Origin of the sequence: Butyrivibrio sp. LB2008 (genome assembly GCF_000621565.1) — a bacterium.
In the GTDB taxonomy this organism is placed as follows: Bacteria; Bacillota; Clostridia; order Lachnospirales; family Lachnospiraceae; genus Butyrivibrio.
Map to the genome: position 1 here is coordinate 21,847 of NZ_JHXZ01000016.1, position 22,994 is coordinate 44,840.

Consider the following 22,994-nt stretch of genomic DNA (forward strand, 5'->3'; position numbering starts at 1 on the left):
TTTACTCCTCGTCTCTGTAGTAGCGTGCCTCACGCTTTTCAACGATCTTCCTTCCGATTTTCTTTATTATCCCCACTTTTTCCTTCGGCTCAGGATTTGCCTGTGAAACATCAATGGAATTAATAATCGCATCAGCTGCATTTTTAGGAACCATCGTAGTAAGAAGCTTCACCGTGAGGTGATTTTTCTCCTTTATACTAAGCCCGCTTGACGTAAGATCAAACTCAATATTCGGATCGTCCGTATTAAACATAAACGAATCATCCGTGATCCACTCACCGTTAACCGGCTTGAGTGTTATATCCGCCGAACCGTCCTCAATCGATTGTCCGTTCCACCCGGCCTCGATAACTGTAACCATGCAAGGCGCAAATGCAGGATCGAGCCTTAACACTTTGCATCTCGAATCAACAAGAATATCAAGTTCGATAATATTATTGTCATCATACTGTTCCTCGGGGAAGATCGAATCATCCTCCGAGTAGCCCGCTCCCTCGTCAAAATATACCTGAACGCAGTCAGCAGCCCTTGCGGCATCTGCCCCCTTAGAAAGTTCCTTGGGAACAATTACCTTTCTTCCTATATCTTTCCATATCTCCACAAGAGACTTTCTGTTTCCCGTGACATATTTCTGGAAAGCATATTCTTCATCAAGAAGAACCTTAATTTCCTTTTCTTTTAAACCAAGTCTCTCATAGACAGCTTTCGGATCGAACTTCTCCCTCTTTCTGTCTTCAAGCCTGTAACAGTAAAGCGCTCTCCATACCTGTTCCTTTGGCGGAATGCACTTTCCGTAGGTCCACTCATAATCGATTATAGTCCAGATAGGGCCGTTTACCATTATGTTGGAAAAGATAAGATCGTAATCCGATACGGGATAATCCGTCTTATAATTAAGCCTCTTAATATACTCATTTATCAGAGCATTAAAGGCATCCATGTCATCTCTGTCAATACACTGGTCAAGAAGCGATGCAAGCGGGACTCCGTTTACAAAAGAAAAGATCGCACATCCTTCTGTCTCATCTATCTGACAGTCATTTATCTCAAAATCACCGCCTCTGAACTTCTCCTGAAGTCCCAAATATGCATCTCTGAGGCCGTAGACATGCTCTCTTGCAGCCTCTGTAAGAGGAAACTTCTTAATGATCTTTCTTCCCGATCTGCTTATCGCAATATCTGTTCTTATCTTGAACTCATCAACCCTGTCATTACTGTATTTACTGTATACGGTATCAAATCCGGGTCCCAATATTACTTCAAAAGAATTGGCAAAATCCGGATACATTCCGTCTTTAACAAGATCCTCGTAAGCATGTTTCTCATTAAAGAGAACCATTCTGTCCCTGTCAAAGTTTCTGACATTGTCCTGAAGCTCTCCGAACTTAGGGAAATAAGAATCGGAGTGGATCATTGTCATAAGCTTGTAATCCGGGTACGGATAATAGAAATGATAATCATTCATTCCGCACTTTTTAAATATATTTATAAGTCCGTTTCTGGTAAAAGTCTTGGCAACGCTGTCAGCGGTATAGCCTTCGATTCCCTTAAAATATGTTCCGAGATGGTCTTCCGAACAACCTGCAAAATACTTGAGTCCGAGACGGTTCTCTATGGCGATGACAATTCTTCCGCCCTTTTTAAGGTGTCTGTTGAGCATCCTCAAAAACTTCTCATAAGGGTTATCCGTTCCGATATACCCCTGACCGTACTCAAATACGCCGATAAGGAAGATATAATCAAAATCCTTATCAAGATCCGGCTCAACATCCCTGAAGTTTCCCACGTGTATAGTAACGTTTCCGCATTCTCTGTTCCTGTAGGCATTGATCTCAGATCTTCTCCTTGAAAGATCGCACGAAACAACCTTTGCCGCTTTCTTGGCAAGCATGCCCGTTATAGCACCGCAGCCCGAACCGACTTCAAGAACCTTGGCATTGGGATCCATAGGAATCCACTCAACTATATTGGCTCTCTGCTCGGAAAGGTGATAGAGAATCGGCCAGCTTGCCTTCTTCTCTATGATCTCGGGATATTCTTCTTTTTTATGATTTTTAACAATATCAAGAAGATCGTTCTCTACAGCACCGTCACTGTACAGATCGACCCCCGAGTAATGTTTGAAATTAAGTGTGACATTGCCAATCTTAATCTGTTCCTGCATCTATATCTCTCACTTTACATGTTGTGTCCATGTCATAATATCCGACCGTGTTCTTGTCCGAAACAACCGTGATATTAAGAACATCATACAATCTGTGGTAAACTGTAAAATCGTTCTGTTCAAAACCTGTAACCCCGAAACTTAAAAGATATTCTCCTCCCTGCAGAGACATCTTCTGGGTAAATGTTATTTCCTTCTTATCGCCCTTCTTTACAGGTTCCAAAAAAGCTTTCTCAACCATGGAGTTGGTACCCGTTATCTCAATACCCAAAATATTCTTGAAGGTAAATGCAAATATGGGTGCCGCAATATCCTCATTAAACTCAACTTCCATGTGAATGGTAAATTCTGTTCCTTTAATGATCGAAGCAGATCTTATCCCCTTTGAATCGGTAACATAATAATTTGTTATGGTTGCCGCTCCGTCTCCGTACTCAAGAGCATCGGGATTGAGCGAAGCATCCTTTGGCTTCTCATCCTTTTTATTCGAAGCCTTGGCATCTGCTTTCTTATCAGCTTCTTCCGCAGCCTTTCTGATATCCTCATCATCAAGCAGATTACTTGTATCGCTGCTTGGAAGAGGATATTGTCCCACAAGAACCTGCTTGTAGATATCTATCATCTTCTTTGGCGTTCCCTCTCCGAGAAGAACACCTTTGTTAAGAAGAACCGCTCTGTCACAGTATTTGCTGATACTGGAAAGATCATGTGAAACAAAGAGAATTGTCTTTCCCTGTTCCTTAAACTCTTCAAATTTATGATAGCACTTAGCCTGGAAGAATACGTCTCCTACAGAAAGCGCCTCATCAACTATAAGTATCTCCGGATCGATGTTAATGGCAACCGCAAAGGCAAGTCGCACAAACATACCGCTTGAATATGTTTTTACAGGCTGATAAACATAATCGCCTATGTCAGCAAATTCAAGGATTGCGTCCATTTTTTTCTCTATTTCTTCTTCGGAAAAGCCGATCATCATACCGTTCAAGTAGATATTGTCTATTCCGTTATATTCCATGTTAAAACCTGCACCGAGCTCCAAAAGAGCCGATATATGGCCGTCTACATTAACTTCGCCCGATGTAGGTGTAAGTACGCCGGTAATAATCTTAAGGATTGTTGATTTTCCCGATCCGTTGGTTCCGATTATTCCAACAGTCTCACCTTTTTTAACCGTGAGATTTACGTTGTTAAGAGCAATATGCTTCTTGAACACTTTATCTCCCGCAAGGCCAAACGAATCCTTGACCCTGTCCATGGGCTTTTCATACAATTTATATACTTTACTGAGGTTCTTTACCTCAATAGCTACGTCTTTCTTCATGTATCTCTCCGTGTCATCCTTTACAATACGTCCGCAAAATGAGGTTTAAGTCTCTTGAAAGTAACCGCTCCGAAGCAGAACAATGCAAGTACAACAAGCCAGAAGTATGTGGAAGAATAAAAATCTTCATAGAACCACGTGTGCCCGTAAATGGAATTTCTGAATCCTTCGACAATGATCGTCATAGGATTGAGCTTAAAAAACCACTGTAAGTGATTGTCACGAATGAACGGAATATCATCCATATTCCAGAGAATCGGTGTTCCCCACATAAAGACCTGAAGTCCGATATTTATTATCTGCAAAAGATCTCTGAAAAAAACCACTATCGCACTTGTAAAATAGCTTATCGAAAGAACAAGGATAAACTCACATGCCATGTAGTACGGAATCTGAATCCAATAAATACTGGGATAATATTGAAGACCGCAAGCCATTATAAGTAATACGCTCAAAAAGAAAACATGCATAAACATGGCAGCGATTATCTTGATAATGGGAAGAATACTTATTTTAAAAAGCACCTTTTTAACAAGATAGTTATATTCTAGAAGAGATGTTGTTCCGTTTGTAAGCGCCTCACTGAAAAAGAACCACGGAACAAGTCCTGCTGTCAAAAAAAGAACCTGTGGCACTTTCACGCCTGCAGTAACGGCTCCTCTGACGCTTTCTTCCACGCCTCTGTCCGGATTAAACAACCACCCAAACACAACATAATACAGCGCAACGGTAACAACAGGCTGAGCAAATGCCCAGACTATTCCCATGGCCGAACCTGCATATCTCTTTTTAAAGTCGTTGACCGCAAGTCTCTTTATAAGTTTCCTGTTCTGGAAAAGCTCAACAGGAAGCACTGTCAGTTTTTCATACCACAAAGTGACCAAAATACAGAGAGCGCCCAGTAAAATACATCCTGATACCTTTTTTCTTATCTCTGAAAGTTGATCTGCATAAGGGTTCTGATGTAACACAAGTATAAGCGCCAATGCAAGCGCCAATACATAGAAAACGCCCAAGAAAATTTTCTTGGGGGGTTTTCTGATTTTCATTCTTTTATTCAAAACTCTTTTATTCCTCCCCACTTAGTATCTTTTTCGGAAAGGTTTAATTCTACACCATCAATAAGAGGCCATTCTACTCCAATATCAGGATCGTTCCATATAAGTCCGCCCTCATCATTCGGATGATAGAAATCAGAGCATTTATAAGCAAATTCAGCATACTCGGAAAGCACATAGAATCCATGTGCAAATCCCTTGGGAATAAAGAACTGTTTCTTGTTCTCCGCAGATAAAACAACTCCGAACCACTTTCCAAAAGTAGCGGAATCTTTTCTAAGATCAACGGCAACATCAAATACTTCACCGTTTATGCAACGTACAAGCTTATCCTGAGGAAAATTCTTCTGGAAATGTAGTCCTCTCAAAACTCCCTGCTTGCTTGCAGACTGATTGTCCTGAACAAATTCAACATCTATTCCGGCTTCAACAAAATCATTCTTGTTATATGTCTCAACAAAATATCCTCTGGCATCTCCGAATACAGTCGGAGTTATAACCTTAAGCCCCTCAATTTCACATGTTTCAACGCTAATCTTACCCATTGTCTCTCTCCAAAAATTAATACGATCCTACAATTGATGCAGGTTCTATATACTCATTATATATATCTTCTAATTCTTCGGGATTCTCCAGCTCTCCAAAGACAGCTTCTCCCGACTTATCGTCTTTATCATTCTTATCTTTTACGGTTTCTTCGGAGGAACCGTCGGCAGAACTCTCATCATTGCCGTTTTCGCTCTTCTTTATGACAACGGCTGAAGGAATCTCTTCGTTTTCGTCAAAAAAGCTGTCGTCATACAAAAAGCCCTGCGTGTTATCGCCAATCTGTTCTCCGAAAGCACTTATAACACCACTTGATAAGGTCGAGGCAGAAGCTCCCGAGTCGGAAGCTCCTCCTCTACCGAAAATTGCATTTATTTTGTCTGCATTGGTAGCATAGACTATGACCAGCACCAAAATTAGCGCACTGGCAATAGCAAGTACCGCCTTTCTGAATACCTTATAGTCCATCCGAAACCTCTGTCTTGGACATTAAAGTCCGTTTGCAACCTCAACCAGGTATTTGCCGTAATCAGTCTTCATAAGAGGCTCTGCAAGCTTAAGAAGCTGTTCCTTGTTAATGAAACCGCGCTTATAAGCAATCTCCTCAATACATGAAACATAAAGTCCCTGTCTCTTCTGGAATGCGCAGACGAAATCAGCGGCATCAAGAAGTGAGTCGTGATTTCCCGTATCAAGCCATGCAAATCCTCTTCCCATTGTCTCAACACGAAGTTCTCCTCGCCTGAGATACTCATTGTTTATGCTTGTGATCTCAATCTCGCCTCTTGCAGAGGGCTTAACATTCTTTGCAATATCAACTACCTGATTGTCATAGAAGTAAAGTCCCGGAACAGCATAGTTGCTCTTAGGATTCTCAGGCTTCTCTTCGATGCTGATAGCCTTTCCGTTTTCATCAAACTCGACAACGCCGTATGCTCTGGGATCTCTTACATAATATCCGAAAATAGTGGCACCCTTTTCTCTTGATGCTACTTCACGAAGCAATTTCGAAAAACTCTGTCCGTAGAAAATATTATCTCCAAGAACAAGTGCAACAGAATCTCCGCCGATAAAATCCGCACCGATGATAAATGCATCGGCAAGGCCCCTTGGCTGATCCTGAACAGCATAGCTGAATTTCATTCCAAGCTGCTCACCTGTTCCGAACAGATCCTCGAAAATAGGAAGATCTCTTGGAGTTGATATTATAAGAACCTCTCTTATACCTGCAAGCATAAGAGTAGAAAGCGGATAGTAGATCATCGGCTTATCATAAACAGGCATTATCTGCTTTGAAATAGCTCTTGTAAGCGGATAAAGTCTTGTTCCTGAGCCGCCCGCTAAAATTATACCCTTCATTTTAAATCTCCTCTTTTATCTTCCGGAATACATCTTTGTATAGTATTTCTCGTAGTCACCGCTTGTAACATGCTCCATCCAGTCGTGGTTTTCGAAATACCACTTGATGGTCTTTCTGATACCCTCTTTGAACATAGTCTCAGGTTCCCAACCGATCTCTTTCTTGATCTTGTCGGGAGCGATCGCATATCTTCTGTCATGACCTTTTCTGTCTGTTACATACTTAATAAGGTCATAGCTGAGCTTCTCTTTTCTGGGATCACTGTCATCAAGCTCTTCTCTGAGAACATCGATAATAGTCTTAACGATTTCGATATTCTGCTTCTCATTGTGTCCGCCGACATTGTATGTCTCGAAGAGTCTTCCCTTCTCCTGTACCATGTCGATTGCCTTTGCATGATCTTCAACAAAGAGCCAGTCACGAACATTCTTACCGTCACCGTACACGGGAAGATCCTTACCTGCAAGTGCATTGTTGATCACAAGAGGAATGAGCTTCTCAGGGAACTGATAAGGTCCGTAGTTATTTGAACAGTTAGTGATGTTTGCAGGGAACTTATATGTATCCATATAAGCTTTTACAAGCATATCTGAACTTGCCTTACTTGCTGAATAAGGGCTGTGCGGATCGTAAGGTGTTGTCTCATAGAAGTAAGCATTCGGATCGTCATCGAGTGAACCGTATACTTCATCAGTTGAAACATGAAGGAACTTCTTACCCTCTTTGAATGTTCCGTCGGGAAGTTCCCATGCCTTCTTAGCCGCATTGAGCATAGTTGCTGTTCCGAGTACGTTTGTCTCAACGAAGATCTCGGGATTTACGATAGATCTGTCAACATGACTCTCTGCCGCAAAATGAACAACTCTGTCTATGTCATTTTCTTCAAAGATCTTGTTGATGGCATCTCTGTCACAAATATTTGCCTTGATAAAAGTATAATTGTCACGAGATTCGACATCCTTAAGATTCTCAAGATTTCCCGCGTATGTAAGTGCATCAACATTTATGATGCGAATTTCGTCATTGTACTTTTTAAACATGTAATGAATATAATTGGAACCGATAAATCCGGCGCCTCCCGTTACAAGATATGTTTTCATAAAAGTAAACCTTTCCTTTTCATTTTTTCGTGGCTATTATATCACAAGTCAGTGCTAAGTAGAAGAGTCCCATGCCATAGCACATATATCTCGGCTGTGGAAAGATCATGGAGCCCGTAACCACAGAATTTATTGCAATGCCTGAAAGCGTAAGAAACGCAAAGAGAAGGAAATCATCCTTCACATTCTTCTCGTTCCCCCAATTTCCAAACACACTGCTCAAAAACAATAAAACAAACGATGTCAAAAACAATGTATACATAAAGAGCGCTATCATAATAAGAACTCTGGGACTTATATTTGCTACGGATATTACAAACGCTTTGAGAACATTTGCCGTAAACACATATATTATCGGTCTGCCCTCGCCCTTTCGTATTCTGTCAAAGGCATTTTTCAGAAGCCCCTTTAAAAGAATTCCTTCAATCTGATCCTCTTTAAGCTGAGCATCACAAAGCTCAAGATCCGGAAAATGTTCCGCAACATAAGCATCACACTTAACCTGAACAATATCAAAACCTATTACATCATAGCTCTCAGCATAATGAGAAGCCATTGCCGGCCAGTCCGAGTTAAATACATTGGAATCCTCGCCATTTTCATATCCCGGCGCAAAATCTATCGTAAGCTGCTGCTCTTTGCAAGTCTCGTAAATATCGGTATACAGAGCATCAAGATCGGGAAATCCCTCATAATCCTTAAACAGCTCCGCGTCCTCACTTCTTGCCGTATATAATACCGTATCGAGGCCACCTTTGCTGTTTCCTATATGTTCAACGAATCTTCCGCGCATCGCCGAATTGTATATCCTGTCGAGTCCGGTGATACACACAAGCGCCGCGAATATCATAAGTACTGTTATAAAAAGCTTATGTATCCCTTCCTGTCTGTTTATAAAAAGATAAATCACAAACGCCGAAAATCCCCACAAGATAAGGCAAATAAGCATCTGTTTTCTTATACTTGCGATCAGAATCCCAAGCAGGAACACCCTCATCAGAGTATTTCTCAAATATACCCTGTGCAGATTCCAAAGCTCTATAGTAAAGATCACAAAAAGAGGAATCGCAAGAGATTCAGTCATTATGCACTCAGAGTACATTGAACCTCTCTTTGCCGCAAACCTGTTAAGTGATGCGACAGCCATCTGTGACAGCACTCCGGCATACCCCAAAAACAGCGCACTGCCCGCTTTGAGATACCTGCTTGCAACATTTCGGACCTCATTTCCAAGTCTCCAAGAGGCATATACCCACAAGAGGCTTTGAATTATCACCGCACAGAAAAGATACGAGGGCTGCTCATGAAACTCACCCGAAAAATTGAAAATCTCAAATATCTTTCTGATAAGTGCCAAAAAGAGTGGGTAAACCGGTTCCCTTGAAAAATCCATGCTTACATAACTCTGGGAATCCACGCACCACACCGGGCCGTCCAAAGCCGCAATCCCAATATAGAAAATAAAAGGCAAAACAAAGGACAGAATCTTAAAAGATTCCAATCCTTTGTCCTTGTAACTGTTGCTCATATATTGTACCTATATTCACAGTCATCATCTGTATAATGTGTTAAGGTCAACGTTTCCGGAAATACCTGAAACTCTTCCCTTTGATGTATGCTGCCACATATCATATCTGGTAGCTGTATAAGTCGGACTTGCCGCATACTGTGCAAGCCAGATCTTATAATTTGTAAGCTGTGGTGTATTGATCTTACTTGTAAACCAAGTCTTATTTGCATATACACCTGCCTTATATCCTGCATTCTGAATTGTTCCGCAGAATGCTTTGATATTTGCTGTTCTCTGAGCTGCGCTTATGCTGTCGCCTCGTCCGTTACTTCCCTCAACATCGAGGTATACGGGACATGAGATGCTGTAGCCCTTGCACAGTTCAATTACCATTGAAGCCTCTTCAACAGCCTCAGCCTCATTTACAGCCTGTGTAAAGAAATACACACCGACTTTAAGGCCTGCTGCCTGAGCTCCCTTGATGTTTGTTCTGAAAGTAGGATCCTCAATAAGAGCTCCTGCCGATGATCCTCTGTATCCGCATCTGATAATAACGAAATCAATTCCTTCGTTCTTAACAGCCTTCCAGTCAATTGAGCCGTTCCACTTACTTACGTCAATTCCTCTTGATCCTGAAGAAGTAGAAAGAACTCCGTCGCTTCCAAATACATACTTGGCACCCTGGATAACCTGCTCACCTGTTACATACTCGCAGTTCTTATTGTAATAGTAGGTCTTTCCGCCTATTGTCTGCCAGCCTTTGTATTTGTAATTTCCTTCGCCCTTCTGTAAAAGGTAGAATTTTTCTTTGTTGTAATAATCAGCGTATGTAGCTTCTCTGAACTTTCCGTCAGATCCCTTTATATAAACCTGAGTTCCGTCGGCAAGTTTAAGAAGTTCTTTCTTGCCTACTACAGTAACCTGAATCTCAAATGCATTGTAACCTGTCGCCGTAAATGTAACTGTAGTTGTCTTTCCACCCTTCTTACCCTGAATATCGGTTCCTGAAACGCCTGCTACAGAACCGTCTTTTGAAGTACCCTTAAGTCCCGGATAATCATTGGCATTAATTCCGATGCTAACCTTCTCTTCTTCAACAAGTGTAACCTTCTTGAACTTAATGGGAAGATCCTTTGCAGGTGCATCCTTAACAGTAACAGTAACAATTTTGCTCTGATTGTAAGCTGTGATAGTGATCTTTGCAGTTCCCTTTGCAACAAGCTTAATATCACCGTTACTTGCTACAGTTGCGACCTTGGTATTGTCACTTGTGAACTTGCAATCTGCTGCATTAGTATCAAGATAATCTGCAGCTGCGATTGTTTCATTTACAGTCTTATCGAATTTATCAGCCTTTATCTTAAGTTCCTTCTTGGCGGTAACCGTAACTGTAATCTTAGCTTCCTTATACTTGGCTGCTGTAACGGTAACCTCAGATGTTCCGGCACTTACACCGGTAATCTTCAGACCATCCACCTTAACATTACTGTTATTTGCGCTTGTTCTGATAGAACCTAATGTATCAACCTTAAAGTCAATTGTCTTTGTATCTCCGACCGCAAGTGTGATCGAAGTCTCTTTTACAGGAACGCTTCCGTTTTTCTCAATTTCTGCTTTCTCGGCTTCCTCGGCCTTCTTTGCTTCTTCGGCCTTTTTGGCTTCTTCAGCCTTCTTTGCTTCCTCAGCCTGTCTTGAAGCCTCTTTTGCAGCCGCATCTGCTTCCTGTTTCTCTTTTTCCGCTTTTTCTTTTTTCTCTTTTTCTTCTTTTTCTTGTCTTTCTTTTTCCTGTCGCTCTTCTTCAGCCTTCTTAGAAGCTTCTTTTGCTGCTTCATCATCGTTTGATTTATCAACGGTAGTTGCTGTATTGGCAGGATCCTCCGGTGAACTGTTATTTTCATCAGTCAGCGGCTTATCCGTTGCAAACAGCGCAACCGTCCTAAAGTTCGCAAAATCAATTATCGAAGACTGTGACATAGGATTTGGGATATCAGACTTATTGATCTCTTTATATGTTCCCGATCCGTCAGTATCGCTGCCGTCAAGCGGGATCTTCTCACTCTCTACATACTCAACGGTATCTTTAAGTGTAGATTCCACAACATTCTTTACAGCTGTATCTTCTTTTGCGACATTAACCTGTGATTCTTTCTTTACCTCATCGCTGACATCAACAGCCTTCATCTCAACCTTATCTTTAACGGTAACTGTCTTTGTTGATGTATCAAGAGTGTACTGAGAGAAGTCGGAAGGAAGCTCTTTGGGAGTAACCTTATATGTTCCGGCCTTCATATCTTTTTTATAGATGATTCCGTCTCTGTCATCATCTTCATAATCTACTGTAGATCCGTCGGGAGTCTCAACAGTTACCTTAAAAGGAACTTTTGCGACAAGCTTTTTATTGCTTCCCACAAACTTGATCTTAAGATCACTCTTGATAGAAGAAAGATTGACATTAACTTTACCGCCCTTTACTTCTTCCTCTTCTTTCTTCTCTTCCTCTTCGGTTGCCTCTGTCTTTGCTTCGTCAATGATCTCTGCAGTCATCACCTTTGCTTTTTCAGCATCAGCGACCGCAACAAGTCCGCTCTGTCCGACAATCTGGACATCACCGATCGTAGATCCGACATCCGCAAATGCACTGATCTCATTATTCTTGCCTATTGCTTTGGAATAGAACACTCCTGTCACAATAGCACCTGAAATAATGACAACTGCAACAGCTGCCGCTATACGCTCAACAGCAGTCGTATTCTTCAAAGCTTTTCCCAATCTTGCAAATACAGCTCCCGGCCCTTCATCATAGTCATCTTCCGCTCTGCGTCTGGGATGCTTTTTGCCGGAATATTTACCGGATCTGTAGCCGCCCTTTATCGATGCCTTGTATCCACGGCCATATTCTTCATCATCATATCTGTCATCGAATCCGCCGTCATACTCATAATCATCATCTATATATCTGTTGTCATATTCATTGTCACCGCCAAATGTTTTCTGAAGATCTTCATCTTCGAACCGATTGGCATCTTCTGCATATTCTCTGTCATCATCAGCATAATCCCTGTCATAATCATAGGAATCATACTGACTTTCATCTCTGTAATCGCGCTCCCCTGCGTTATCGTCATAATTATGGGCAGCACCTGAATAATAGCGATCATCATCGGCATAACCGTGTCCGTAGTCGTCTCCGTCTACATAGTCACGATCATCGTCAGCATAATCCCTATCATAATCATCTTCTTTATAATTATTATCGTACTCGACGTCTATATCGCCGTATTTGCGATCATCCACGTAATCACGGTTGTTATCTTCGTAGTCGCGATCATAATCGTAATCATCATAATCACGATCATCCCTATACCCGCGATTATCATCATAGACTTCATATTCCATATCATAGCGGCGATCATCATAATCACGATTATCATCGTAATCATCATAGTCGTCATATCTTCCGGTATCACGATCGTCATAATCTCTGTCGTATTCTTCGTATTCCCTGTAGTCTCGTTTTTTTCTGTCACTAGAAGCCTTGCGGCCGAGAAATAATCCTCGCTTAGTTATCTTTTTCATATACACTCCTCGTACGATCAATCAAATTCCGTAACTAAATATATCCTCCCTCGATAACCCCCTATACCATATATAGCATTTTAACATCTCCGAAATATAATAACAACTTTTTGTTATCATTCGGTTATTTCCTTCCTATATTACGTATACTTATTAAATTCCGGTTAGCATGATCAAATAGGTTCCCTTTAATCAACCCACACAGTATAGTCCTTATCAAGAACATATATTGTGTAGTCTCCGGCATTTCCCGTATCTTCTATTACAGGATTCTCCCTTTCAATAAACTTCTCAAAGTCCTGTTCAAGCGCTTTCGACACAATATAGCACGTAGCTCCCGCCGCGTCCTTGACAGGCGGATACCAATTCTTGTCGGAAAGCCACTTGGCCCCCTGCATTTCCTCCATAGAATTAACAGGCCTTATCTTTACTTTATTATTGCTGAGTACAGTTATCATATTTGCATGGTCAAAAGTTGAGTAGCCGTATTCATAGCCTCTCTCACTCATCCACTCACTGGCAAGATATCCGCCATACTCTTTTGTATTATCGCTCTTAATCAGATCGTCATAGAAATACATACCCTTAATACTCATATATACAATGACAGGTACCGCAATCCACATGGTGTACTTCTTATCAAATCTGTTCATAAATGCAGCAGTTCCGACCGCCACAACAAATACCAGCATGAGATAATATCTCGGCGCCGCTTCGGACGTAGTAAAAGTTGATGAAAGAACGCAGATTATAACGCCAAACAGCATCGTAAACAGGCTGTATCTGTTAAATCCGGCCCTGTCATCTTCATCATCATTTCTTTTTATCAGAGAAATCGCGGTCATCACATAACCGCAAACCGCCAGCACACAGAAAAGTATCGCAAGAACAGGCGCAGTGTCAAAGCTAATGACTTCAAGCAAAAAAGGAAGTACTATCTCTACAAACTTCTCTCCTGCATGTCTTATATTCCTGCTTGCACCAAGTCCGTATCCTCCCGAAAACTTTGTCGCAAGAAAAGATATCGCAAAAAGTCCGAATACCCATCCGAGAATAAAGAAATTGTCCTGCTTTTTCTTTTTTATAAATAAAACAAATCTTCTCAGGATCTCAGTTCCAAGTAGCGGTGCATAGCAAAAAAGACATGCATGCATTCCCTGAAGTCCGTTAATAACGGCAAGAACAACCGTAAAAACAATTATCGGAACGGAAACTTTATTCTTCTTAAGGCAGCTGTTGTATAACATCATAATAATAAACAATGTTATAAGGTGGCTTACATAATACTCCGCATAGAGATACATCATATTATGGATGTCTTCACCACACTTCATAAGCGAAAGCGCAAGTCCTGCCGCCACAAATATCTCAGCACCGCGAAGCCCTATCTGCCTGAAATAAAGGATCATAACTCCAACAAGCGCTATCATCATCACAGCACACGATATGCCCATTGCAAGATTCATATTATATCCCGTCACAGGATACAAAAGCGCCTCAAGATTCGGTGTCGAAATAATATATTTGTGAGTCGATCCGCACCACGTATCCGGAAGCGTATAGCCGTTTTCATAAATTGAGATACCGACAAGCGTCTCGGAAGCTATATCGGAATTCATCTTCACAGTATAGTGATTGATATCAGCATCCGCATAGATCCAAACAAATCCAAGCACAAATATTATAAGAACGCATAAAAGCACACGTTCAATGATCTTATAAATATCTTTGTTTTCAGTCACAATTTTCCTCACAATTCACCGGTCGGATTCAAGACAAATGGAACACGGCAATGCCGCAAACAATAAGGCCCATGCCGATTAGTTTCCTTGCTGTGAGCTTTTCCTTGAAAAAAGCTCTTGCCATGAACATTACTATGACATAGCTTATGGGCTCCATGACAACCGTGCCCATATAGCCAAGTCCGTCATAACAGAAAATTGATATTACCATAGATACAAGCAGAAGTGAATATCCCGCAATAACAAATACGTTCAGATACTCTTTTATAACCGATGCATAACTCTTTTCAGCACTCTTTTTAAGAAGCATCTGAGAAGAAGAAGCTATAAACTCCGCAAGGATCATCAAAAAGAAAAACTTATTCAATTTCTTTTCCCTCCTTGTCAGAGCTGTTCATAACAATCACTCCCGCAATGACGATCATTACACCTATCACCTTTTTCGGTGTGATCCCGTTCGAAAAAATAATAAAATTCCAGAGCATTGACCACATAAGAGTGATAGCCTTATTGGCATATGCCACCGAAAGCTGGAACTTCTTAATTACCTGCTGCCAGATAACCGCATAGATTGCCAAAGCCACAAATTCAAGAGCAAAAAAGCCCATCCATCCAAATGACAGAAAATCGTACTTGGATGCGCAATTGGCAGCAACGGTGGAAAGAGAATAAACAATAACAGCCCCCTGCAACTGCAAATATTTAACTATGCTGTTTTCCTTCATTTATCCTTCCCCTTTTTCAATCGACAGCACTTTTGCGTAGAATTCAGCGAAATGCTTGGCAATATATTTATTACAATCCGCATTTACATGGACATTATCAAGAAGCATATCCTGGCTGTTTTCATCCGTGATGGTTCCGTAGTAATTGTCTATAACACTTACTCCGCTGTGAGGGGCCGCTGAACATGCATCGATCATATACTGATAATAATCAACAACAACACCGTTTCCGCCGTCGTAGTCACGACCTTTCATTGTCTTTCCCTCTGAATTATAGGCAAAGCAATATGTAAGAGTCATGCACACGATCCTGATATGAGGATATGTCTCCTGAATCTGGGCTATTCCCGATGAAAGAGCGCCCTTATAAGTTACCTCATCTTTCGGATCATCGGGATTCATTCCGATTCTGCCGTCCAAATAGTCCTGAGCGTTGTAATCAACAACGATGGTATCAATATTATTAAAATCAACCTTTTCAAGTGTTGATATACTGCTTTCATATGCAGAATCGGACATATGCCCCGCAGCATCGTGAAGGACCGCATAATCTCCGCTTGTGATTGCCTGAACAACACTGGCAAAGCAAAAACCGTCCATCGGGAAATCACTGCTGTAAGAAGCAGCCTTACGTGCAATGGTTGATCCTGGAAATCCTGCGTTTATACATGTAGCACCTGTTTCTTTTGCAATCTGCTCTACAACTCCGGTCTCTCCCTTGTCATAGGTGATCGCATCGTTTCCGAGGAAAAGAATTGTCTCTTTGCCATCCTGATGAGCCGGCATTGCAAGCTGCTCGTCAGAAAGATAATTGGGAATATCCGCAAGCTCATACTCAAGATTCTTTTCATCCGATTCCTCAAGTTCAAAACTGCTGGAATTCCACTTTGCAAGTTTAAGCACAAAAAACAGGATCACAAGAGCAATGATACCGATCACAACAAAATGAGCCCAACGGGGAATTTTTGTTTTTCCTTCATATTCGTCATCATCCTCATAATTGTCATCATAGTCATCGTCTCTGTAACGTTTCTTAGAGCGCTTACTTACGCGTCTGCTGTCTTCATCGAGATCTACGAAATCATCATGCTCATCGTCTTCATAATCCCTCGAATAATCATCATAGCGGTCGTCTTCATCGTAGTCCCTTACAGAATCACCGCGCCTGTCATTTCTGTAACTTCTCTGCAAACCGTCACGCCTTCCGCCTCTGTCTGCACGATAGTCATCCTCGTAATCTTCTTCAAATCCCATTTCATTATCCTCGTCGTAATCTTCATAGCTCAGATCATCCTCGAAGTCTTCAGCATCCCTAAAGTCATCATCATTTTCATATTCTTCCATATCGTCATCAGAAAGAATATCAAAATCATCATCACTGTATATATCAAATTCTTCTCTGTTATTTCTTTTCCTTCCCATACAAATATCATTCCTCTCTTATATTAACTATAGAGTTTAAACCGTACGCCCTTGCCACATCCTTATTTATCACATTGTCCGGATCATCAGGTAAAAAGAATGTATAGAAGTTTCTTATCGATTCCGGCTCGGTTGGAACGTCAACTTCAACATCCTGCCCCTTCTTGTCGGCAAAACTCTCGATAAGTTCTTTGGTATCGGCGTAATTCTTCTGGAATTCGCCGTCATACAACTGCTTATTCAATTTAGCAATACAGTATTCTCTCGGAGAATATGTTGTTGCTATAAAACTTACAAATATTATTGCAGAAAGAACTGTAAGAACAGACATCCTCTTATGTCCTTTAAGCATCCTTCCGATAAGCCATCCCACAAACAGCGCAAGATTGTCAAGCGCCAGAGTCAGCGCAACCGTCATGACAAAAAAGCATCTGTTCGGAATCCATCCGACTCCGTACCCCAAAACTACCGGGAACACTGTAACAAGCGGAGTCACCAAAAGCATTATCACCGAAACGCCCCATGCCTTTTTGTGAAGCTTGATCTTATCATAGATCAGATATCCCACTGCTATAAGGCAGACAAACAGGACAAAAAAGTTTTTATCAAGAAACAGCCATTTTAACCCATATTGATAGTATCCCAAAGTATGGGCCACTCCTGCCTTAATATCAAGAGTACTGCTGCTTTCAAGATCCTGTCTTGAAAAATTCCCCGGTGCAAGTGCATTGGCTAAAGCTCCCGCAAGGCAAATCAAAAATATGATCACATTATCTTTTTCAATTTTCTTTCTCTTGATCACAAAATATATAACTATACCCAGAAGGAGATACATATATGTTCCCGTTATGGCAAGAGATGCACCGACCGCAAATACTCCGAAAATAGCAGCTCCCACAGCCGGCTCTCTTCCGGTGAGTGCAACTTCTTTATTACAATTATAAACAATAAAGAGCCCGAGTGAAATAATGCCGAATGCTACAGGAAATCCGTATACCGATGCGCCGACATACCAATAGTATATTTCCTGAAACGCATCATATACCGTAAGCGGGAATACCGCGATAGCCATTATAAACAGGTATACATGCGCTCCGACTTTTGCGGCACCTCGCACAAAAACACCTGTCAAAAACAGTACCGATCCCAAAATAAGGATCGCATTCACCATCATCGTGATACGAAGCGCTGTAAATCCGCCGCTGATTACAGGATTAAAAAAAGATCCAAAAAATGAAGTAAAATAGGTACCCTGATGATGTTCATATATCTCACGCGAAAAATCACATGCGACAACAAAACGATTCCACAGCCCTTTAACTCCTATTCCTGTTCTTGCATACCAATAATCATCCGATACCGGCACAGCATACATGGACACTCTGACGATTGTTCCAACCATAAGTACAATCACTAAAAATGATATAATCCCGATTCCCCACTCAATTACTTTTTGCAATCTCTCGTGCTTCATATGTCAATGTTCTTCCTTACCATTCTTTTGAAAAAAGTTCTGCAAAATCATAGTCTGCAACCATTTTTCTAACTGTCGATAATCCATCTTCCATTTCTTCGACGGATCTTATTTCATATTTTCCGTCTTTAAAGCATTCTACCATAAATTTGTTAATTGCGGGTTTATAATGTGAATAATCCGCGTAATTATCAAGATCAAGTGTTTCTTCCATCGTCTGGAAATAAAAAACCCTTGCATTGTCATATTGAAGAAGTCTCTCAGCAACATATCTGTACTGTTCCATCGTTGCCTCAAAAGTATTCTCCCTCATAACATTGTTCCAGTACAAGATACTGTACGGCGGGAAAAAGAAATAAAACTCGGTGTCCGGATTCTCCTCAACAAAAGGCAGGATATTCTCGGATAGATTAACTTCCGTAGCTTCGATCAGAGCGTCTTTTTCCGTCTCCACGGGATTTTCTTCCGGCTGTTCATAGTTGTGCATAACCCACTGCGTATTGTAATACTCGGGCGTCCACCAGCTGAAATAGATTTCCGAAAGATCGGATCCTTTCCCTTGTATCGCAGGCCTGAAAATATATTCAAACAAAACATCCTTATTTATGAGATACTTGACATCATTTATGACATTCTTGTCATACAGATGCATGGGAAGCGGATACTTCGTCGTAGCAGGATCTGCGGCCATTGTAGGAATATCTACCGCCAGATATACCTGTTTTACAGGTTTTTGCTTTCTCGCATAGGTATTCTTATCAAAAACGATCGACAGAATGTTGTAATCATCTTTCGGATACGCCCCGCTGTAACTGAGCTTAACCGTATCGGTCCCCATTATCTCCTTGAAATCGTCGGTATCAAAATTAACCGTCATCGAAGATCCTATGATACATCCGTCATAAATCATATTCTTTGCCATTCCCGGATTCTGACTCAGCTGATTGTCAACAATATACGGAAATCCCGCCACAGGTGCATGATAATGAAAAAAAGGATCCACATATACGACCAGAGCCCCGCAGGCAATAAACACGATCAATATCAAACTTATTAAGATAAAAAAATATTTTTTATACCTTTTCATACCAATCTTCCCGTCAGAAATTCATGTATAAAAACGTACTCACACCCGAAAAGCTAATGATACTCCATACCAAAAGCACCGCAGTAAGTACCGTTGTTCCAAGATTTATCTTGCATTCCTTGGAATACGAAACTGCATTCTTGCCAAAAAATATGATACCTGCGCCGACTATCAGAAAAAGCCACAAGCATATATCCCATGCAAAACTGAGTTTCATAAGCGGCGTCACCTTGATCACATACCATATCTCATCAAGATTGAATCCGTCCGCGAAAGTACTGTAAAACGGTCTTATTCCGCCAACCGCCATTCTCTTAAAAAGAAGCAGCGCATCGGATATCTTCTCAGCCCTAAAGAACACCCAGGCCGCAGTCACGTAAGCATATGTAAAGATTATTCCAAAGATTCTCTTACATACAGATACCGCTTTGCTCTGCGCCTTCTCACCGGCAGCTTTTTTCTTATTTTTCACAATCCTTGTGACGATGCTGAGAATACCGTGCATGATTCCCCAGACAACAAATGTCAGTCCGTTGCCGTGCCATATTCCGCTAAGAAGAAATACTGTAAAGATATTCTCATACGTTCTAAGACGCCCTTTTCTGTTTCCTCCGAGAGGAATATAGACATACTTCGTAAAAAACTTAGTGAGAGTAATATGCCATCTGTCCCAGAAATCATCTATATCCACCGCTTTATACGGCGAATTGAAATTAAGTGCAAGCTCAAAGCCCATCATAAGGCAGATTGCAGCCGCAACATCGCAGTAACCGCTAAAATCAAAATACAGCTGAAATGAATAGAACACGGCTGACAATATCGCTTCCATCCTGCCCAGATTTGGAATAGAAGAAAAGCCGTAATCAACCGCTTTTGCGAAGGTATCCGCAAGGATAACCTTCTTGAACATTCCTATAGACAAAAGAAGCATTCCGCGCATTATCTTTTCCCAGTCGAGATCCTCGTCGTACGCCTTCTTAAGCCCGCCTATAAAATCCGAATAATTCATAAGCGGTCCCTGGAGTATCTTTGGAAAAAACAAAATGTAGATAAGATAGTTCATCAGATCATGTTCTTCTATATCTCCCCTATAGAGATCGATAAGGTATGAGATCTGATTGAAAGTATAAAAGCTGATCGCAACCGGGAAAAAAGTCCCTCTGAATTTAAAGAAGCATAAGATCGCAACATTTGCCGCAATACAAATACCAAGCCTGACTTTTGAATTCTTCTTCATCCTGATGATATTTATTGCATTTATGTTGAGAAATATACTCATACAAAAAATGACAGTATTACGAAAGTCAAAAAGACCATAGAAAACAAGAGAGCCCAGAACCATCAGCAGATTCAGCATGCCTTCTTTTTTCTTATGATCTTTGATATAAGTTCTTATTAAAAAATACGCCGCCAGAAATATCGGCAGAAATAAAAGCATAAACCCGTATGAATTAAAAAGCATTTTACTTCAACCATTCACTTCTTTTGCTCATAAGAAGCGCCTTAAAGATGTCAATATCATCAACTGTCGTAAGCTTAATGTTCTTCTCAGATCCTTGTGAAAAATACACTTTTCTGCCAAGTTCCGTCATAAGCGTACATGATGCAACGGAATTGGTTATCCCCTTGGAAAGAGCCTCTCTGTGAAGTTCACATATCTCTCCAAGTCTGAATCCCTGAGGTGTCTGCGTTCTCTTAAGATTATCTCTGGGATATGTCTCTTCGGACATCTCGCCGTCCGTTGTAGTAAGCATGGCTTCCGCGCAAGGAATCGCCGTAATTGCATTTCCGTACTGCTTGGTCTTCATTATGCAGTCGGATATAATCTCAGCCGATACCATAGGTCTTATCGCATCATGGATAAGTACTATAGAATCCGCATCAAAATTCTTTTCAAGTTCATACACGCCGTTGCGGATCGAGCCCTGACCGTTCTCTCCACCGCCTACAACATGCTCAAGTTTGGAAATATTAAACTGACGTGCATATGCCATAAGCATCTGCTCCCAGCCCTCAACACACACTACCGCGATTGAATCAATCTCAGGGTGATTCTGAAACGCCTCAAGCGTATACACAATAACCGGCTTCTCATTTACCGTAAGAAACTGCTTGGGAATATCCTGCTTCATTCTGGCACCTGTGCCACCGGCAATTATAAGCGCTATTGTTTTCATATCTATCATTCCTCGTTTTTCTTAATAACATTAACGTGCATAGGCACTCTCTTATCCTCGGGAGGAAGACTCATATAATCCTTGTAAGTCTTCTTAAGCCACTTGTCATGGTTCTTCGGAATAGGGAACTCTTTATCCCTTATATGTGCCACATCAGGTCCGTAGACAAGATGATCCGCATCAAAATCAAGTCCCCAATATCTTGGATCGGGCTGCTCATTAGAGATGAAAAGAGTCGTCTCATCGCCGCCTCTGTCGGCCCTCTTGGCAATTCCTCCGAGAGTCTGAAGCTTCATATATTCCTGCGCAATGACTCTGAAAGGTATGAACTTTCCTACAGTCGTAAGAATGCAGGAAACAGCCTTCATGACTCCTTTAAATTTGGAATAATCAACATACGGCCTGTGTCCCATCGCAAGAGCATAGAGAAGTTTCATTCTGATAAGCTGCCACTTGTGATTATCCGCCTCTTTGTCGAATACAAAAAGATCCAGTGTCGGATGCGAATATCTGTGATCGTAGAAATCTTCCGCTCCGAATGAGGTCTCCTCGTAAGTAAGATCGTAATCTGCAATCTTTGTGATAAAATCAAAAAACTGAGGATATCTTTCAAATCTTAAGAGCTTAAATCTCTTATCAGCTTCTTTTTCATAGACCTCAATAAATCTCTCATAGTCCTCACGCAAAAAGAGAATATCCACATCATCATCCCACGGAATAAAATCCTTGTGCCTTACAGCGCCGAGAAAAGTTCCTCCGTGAAGATAATACTGTATATCATATTTTTTACATATCCTGTCAACCTCTGAGAGCATGGCAAAATCAGACTCATGCACTCTGTCCAGATATTGTTGTACTTCTTTATCCATTTAATTCTTCTTCCTGAGCTTTTTTTATTGCAACAGGGTCTTTATATACATAAAAGTGCCCCACTTTATCCACAAGTTCTAAACCAAGTGTCTTAAGATCTTTGCTCATCTTTCTGGTCTCTGTATCTTCCGGAACAACAACATAGAAACACACATTAAATCTTGTTGCTTCTATCAGCTGATCGGCATTTACAATTCCGACACCATTTACTTCTTCAACATTCTTATACGCATTATATACAGGCTCCAAGTAGCCTTCTTCAATATAATCCGCTCCGTAAGGCATGAGAATATTTGAATCATACTGCCTTACAAACCACGTAAGCTCCTCAGGAAATGCCACTGTAACGCGTTCTTCCTCATCCTCAGGTGCGACCAGTTCGCAAATATCAATAACATCCTGCGGAATATGATAAAGATTCTCCGCCTTCTTCATGTAAACACCTTCGGTATATACATACTTTCCGGTAAATACTATAACAAGTAACATTATAACAAAAGTAGCTCTTTTTACCGCATCATGCTTTATCTTATTAAGGATAAGGCACGCAGCATAAGCAAGCACAATATATTGAGGTATGAGCCACAACAATCTGTAATACTCTCTTCCCTCATCAAATCCCGGTACTTTTACAAATATCATTTTGGTTACAGGGAATAGAAATGCTACAACCATCACAACCGGCCAGATTCCAAACAACGCTTTCTTTGGAAGATCGTGTTCGGAAACAATTATAAAAACTGCTGCCGCAAGAAATAGAACAAGCATAAGCATTGCTTTAAAATCATCAACCGGCACACCGTGTCCGCCAAAATACTCTTTGAGCTCTACAAAACATTGAACAAATATTCCGTACATA

The 22,994-nt window shown here is 41.1% G+C and carries 19 protein-coding genes; all 19 read right to left on the reverse strand.

Annotated elements, in window-relative coordinates; translation table 11 throughout:
• Position 1: 1 nt before the first annotated feature.
• The 19 genes from T356_RS20770 to T356_RS0105845 all read right to left on the reverse strand — a co-directional run bounded on the left by T356_RS20770 (position 2) and on the right by T356_RS0105845 (position 22,993).
• Positions 2-2,164, reverse strand: a complete 2,163-nt coding sequence (locus T356_RS20770) for a class I SAM-dependent methyltransferase (RefSeq protein WP_081777757.1) — start codon at positions 2,162-2,164, stop codon at positions 2-4.
• Positions 2,148-3,488 carry an ABC transporter ATP-binding protein gene (locus T356_RS0105760; RefSeq protein WP_026513666.1) on the reverse strand — a complete coding sequence of 447 codons (1,341 nt, stop codon included), beginning with the start codon at positions 3,486-3,488 and terminating at the stop codon, positions 2,148-2,150. Before T356_RS0105760 ends, T356_RS20770 begins: the two co-directional genes overlap by 17 nt.
• Before the next feature lie 20 nt (positions 3,489-3,508).
• Positions 3,509-4,549 carry an ABC transporter permease gene (locus T356_RS0105765; RefSeq protein ID WP_242846567.1) on the reverse strand — a complete coding sequence of 347 codons (1,041 nt, stop codon included), beginning with the start codon at positions 4,547-4,549 and terminating at the stop codon, positions 3,509-3,511.
• Complete coding sequence (gene rfbC, locus T356_RS0105770; RefSeq protein WP_026513668.1) at positions 4,546-5,091, reverse strand: dTDP-4-dehydrorhamnose 3,5-epimerase; 546 nt, start codon at positions 5,089-5,091, stop codon at positions 4,546-4,548. The genes T356_RS0105765 and rfbC overlap by 4 nt, the downstream gene beginning before the upstream one ends.
• A 16-nt stretch (positions 5,092-5,107) precedes the next feature.
• Entirely contained in the window at positions 5,108-5,560 is a 453-nt protein-coding gene (locus T356_RS0105775) for a hypothetical protein (RefSeq protein ID WP_026513669.1), read from the reverse strand.
• A 21-nt stretch (positions 5,561-5,581) separates the two neighbouring features.
• Positions 5,582-6,451 (reverse strand): glucose-1-phosphate thymidylyltransferase RfbA, encoded by an 870-nt coding sequence (gene rfbA / locus T356_RS0105780; protein WP_026513670.1) that lies wholly within the window; start codon positions 6,449-6,451, stop codon positions 5,582-5,584.
• A 15-nt stretch (positions 6,452-6,466) separates the two neighbouring features.
• A complete protein-coding gene (gene rfbB / locus T356_RS0105785) occupies positions 6,467-7,552 on the reverse strand; it encodes a dTDP-glucose 4,6-dehydratase (RefSeq protein ID WP_026513671.1) in 1,086 nt (361 codons plus the stop codon).
• 19 nt (positions 7,553-7,571) lie between these two features.
• Positions 7,572-9,080, reverse strand: coding sequence for a hypothetical protein (locus T356_RS0105790; protein ID WP_026513672.1), 1,509 nt, complete (start codon positions 9,078-9,080; stop codon positions 7,572-7,574).
• A 24-nt stretch (positions 9,081-9,104) separates the two neighbouring features.
• Positions 9,105-12,638, reverse strand: coding sequence for a GH25 family lysozyme (locus T356_RS20210; RefSeq protein ID WP_051563192.1), 3,534 nt, complete (start codon positions 12,636-12,638; stop codon positions 9,105-9,107).
• 188 nt (positions 12,639-12,826) lie between these two features.
• Complete coding sequence (locus T356_RS0105800; RefSeq protein ID WP_026513673.1) at positions 12,827-14,380, reverse strand: hypothetical protein; 1,554 nt, start codon at positions 14,378-14,380, stop codon at positions 12,827-12,829.
• 28 nt (positions 14,381-14,408) lie between these two features.
• On the reverse strand, positions 14,409-14,747 hold the full coding sequence (locus T356_RS0105805; RefSeq protein ID WP_026513674.1) for a hypothetical protein: 339 nt from the start codon (positions 14,745-14,747) through the stop codon (positions 14,409-14,411).
• Positions 14,740-15,105 (reverse strand): hypothetical protein, encoded by a 366-nt coding sequence (locus T356_RS0105810; protein WP_026513675.1) that lies wholly within the window; start codon positions 15,103-15,105, stop codon positions 14,740-14,742. Before T356_RS0105810 ends, T356_RS0105805 begins: the two co-directional genes overlap by 8 nt.
• Positions 15,106-16,527 (reverse strand): hypothetical protein, encoded by a 1,422-nt coding sequence (locus T356_RS18555; RefSeq protein ID WP_035780542.1) that lies wholly within the window; start codon positions 16,525-16,527, stop codon positions 15,106-15,108.
• Positions 16,528-16,534: 7 nt separating this feature from the next.
• Entirely contained in the window at positions 16,535-18,001 is a 1,467-nt protein-coding gene (locus T356_RS0105820) for a DUF6056 family protein (RefSeq protein ID WP_026513676.1), read from the reverse strand.
• 16 nt (positions 18,002-18,017) lie between these two features.
• Positions 18,018-19,088 carry a hypothetical protein gene (locus T356_RS0105825; protein WP_026513677.1) on the reverse strand — a complete coding sequence of 357 codons (1,071 nt, stop codon included), beginning with the start codon at positions 19,086-19,088 and terminating at the stop codon, positions 18,018-18,020.
• Between the two features lie 13 nt (positions 19,089-19,101).
• Positions 19,102-20,550, reverse strand: a complete 1,449-nt coding sequence (locus T356_RS0105830; RefSeq protein WP_026513678.1) for an MBOAT family O-acyltransferase — start codon at positions 20,548-20,550, stop codon at positions 19,102-19,104.
• Between the two features lies 1 nt (position 20,551).
• A complete protein-coding gene (locus tag T356_RS0105835; RefSeq protein ID WP_026513679.1) occupies positions 20,552-21,265 on the reverse strand; it encodes an IspD/TarI family cytidylyltransferase in 714 nt (237 codons plus the stop codon).
• Positions 21,266-21,270: 5 nt separating this feature from the next.
• Positions 21,271-22,134, reverse strand: a complete 864-nt coding sequence (locus T356_RS0105840; RefSeq protein WP_026513680.1) for a LicD family protein — start codon at positions 22,132-22,134, stop codon at positions 21,271-21,273.
• Complete coding sequence (locus T356_RS0105845) at positions 22,127-22,993, reverse strand: hypothetical protein (RefSeq protein ID WP_026513681.1); 867 nt, start codon at positions 22,991-22,993, stop codon at positions 22,127-22,129. The genes T356_RS0105840 and T356_RS0105845 overlap by 8 nt, the downstream gene beginning before the upstream one ends.
• Position 22,994: the final 1 nt, after the last annotated feature.

What these genes read in the sequence shown, in the direction of transcription:
- T356_RS0105845 (WP_026513681.1), bottom strand. Translation starts at nt 22,993, where the DNA reads ATGTACGGAATATTTGTTCAATGTTTTGTAGAGCTCAAAGAGTATTTT.
- rfbC (WP_026513668.1), bottom strand. Translation starts at nt 5,091, where the DNA reads ATGGGTAAGATTAGCGTTGAAACATGTGAAATTGAGGGGCTTAAGGTT.
- T356_RS0105840 (WP_026513680.1), bottom strand. Translation starts at nt 22,134, where the DNA reads ATGGATAAAGAAGTACAACAATATCTGGACAGAGTGCATGAGTCTGAT.
- T356_RS20770 (WP_081777757.1), bottom strand. Translation starts at nt 2,164, where the DNA reads ATGCAGGAACAGATTAAGATTGGCAATGTCACACTTAATTTCAAACAT.
- T356_RS0105760 (WP_026513666.1), bottom strand. Translation starts at nt 3,488, where the DNA reads ATGAAGAAAGACGTAGCTATTGAGGTAAAGAACCTCAGTAAAGTATAT.
- T356_RS0105835 (WP_026513679.1), bottom strand. Translation starts at nt 21,265, where the DNA reads ATGAAAACAATAGCGCTTATAATTGCCGGTGGCACAGGTGCCAGAATG.
- T356_RS0105820 (WP_026513676.1), bottom strand. Translation starts at nt 18,001, where the DNA reads ATGAAGCACGAGAGATTGCAAAAAGTAATTGAGTGGGGAATCGGGATT.
- T356_RS20210 (WP_051563192.1), bottom strand. Translation starts at nt 12,638, where the DNA reads ATGAAAAAGATAACTAAGCGAGGATTATTTCTCGGCCGCAAGGCTTCT.
- T356_RS18555 (WP_035780542.1), bottom strand. Translation starts at nt 16,527, where the DNA reads ATGGGAAGGAAAAGAAATAACAGAGAAGAATTTGATATATACAGTGAT.
- T356_RS0105810 (WP_026513675.1), bottom strand. Translation starts at nt 15,105, where the DNA reads ATGAAGGAAAACAGCATAGTTAAATATTTGCAGTTGCAGGGGGCTGTT.
- T356_RS0105825 (WP_026513677.1), bottom strand. Translation starts at nt 19,088, where the DNA reads ATGAAAAGGTATAAAAAATATTTTTTTATCTTAATAAGTTTGATATTG.
- rfbB (WP_026513671.1), bottom strand. Translation starts at nt 7,552, where the DNA reads ATGAAAACATATCTTGTAACGGGAGGCGCCGGATTTATCGGTTCCAAT.
- T356_RS0105775 (WP_026513669.1), bottom strand. Translation starts at nt 5,560, where the DNA reads ATGGACTATAAGGTATTCAGAAAGGCGGTACTTGCTATTGCCAGTGCG.
- T356_RS0105830 (WP_026513678.1), bottom strand. Translation starts at nt 20,550, where the DNA reads ATGCTTTTTAATTCATACGGGTTTATGCTTTTATTTCTGCCGATATTT.
- rfbA (WP_026513670.1), bottom strand. Translation starts at nt 6,451, where the DNA reads ATGAAGGGTATAATTTTAGCGGGCGGCTCAGGAACAAGACTTTATCCG.
- T356_RS0105790 (WP_026513672.1), bottom strand. Translation starts at nt 9,080, where the DNA reads ATGAGCAACAGTTACAAGGACAAAGGATTGGAATCTTTTAAGATTCTG.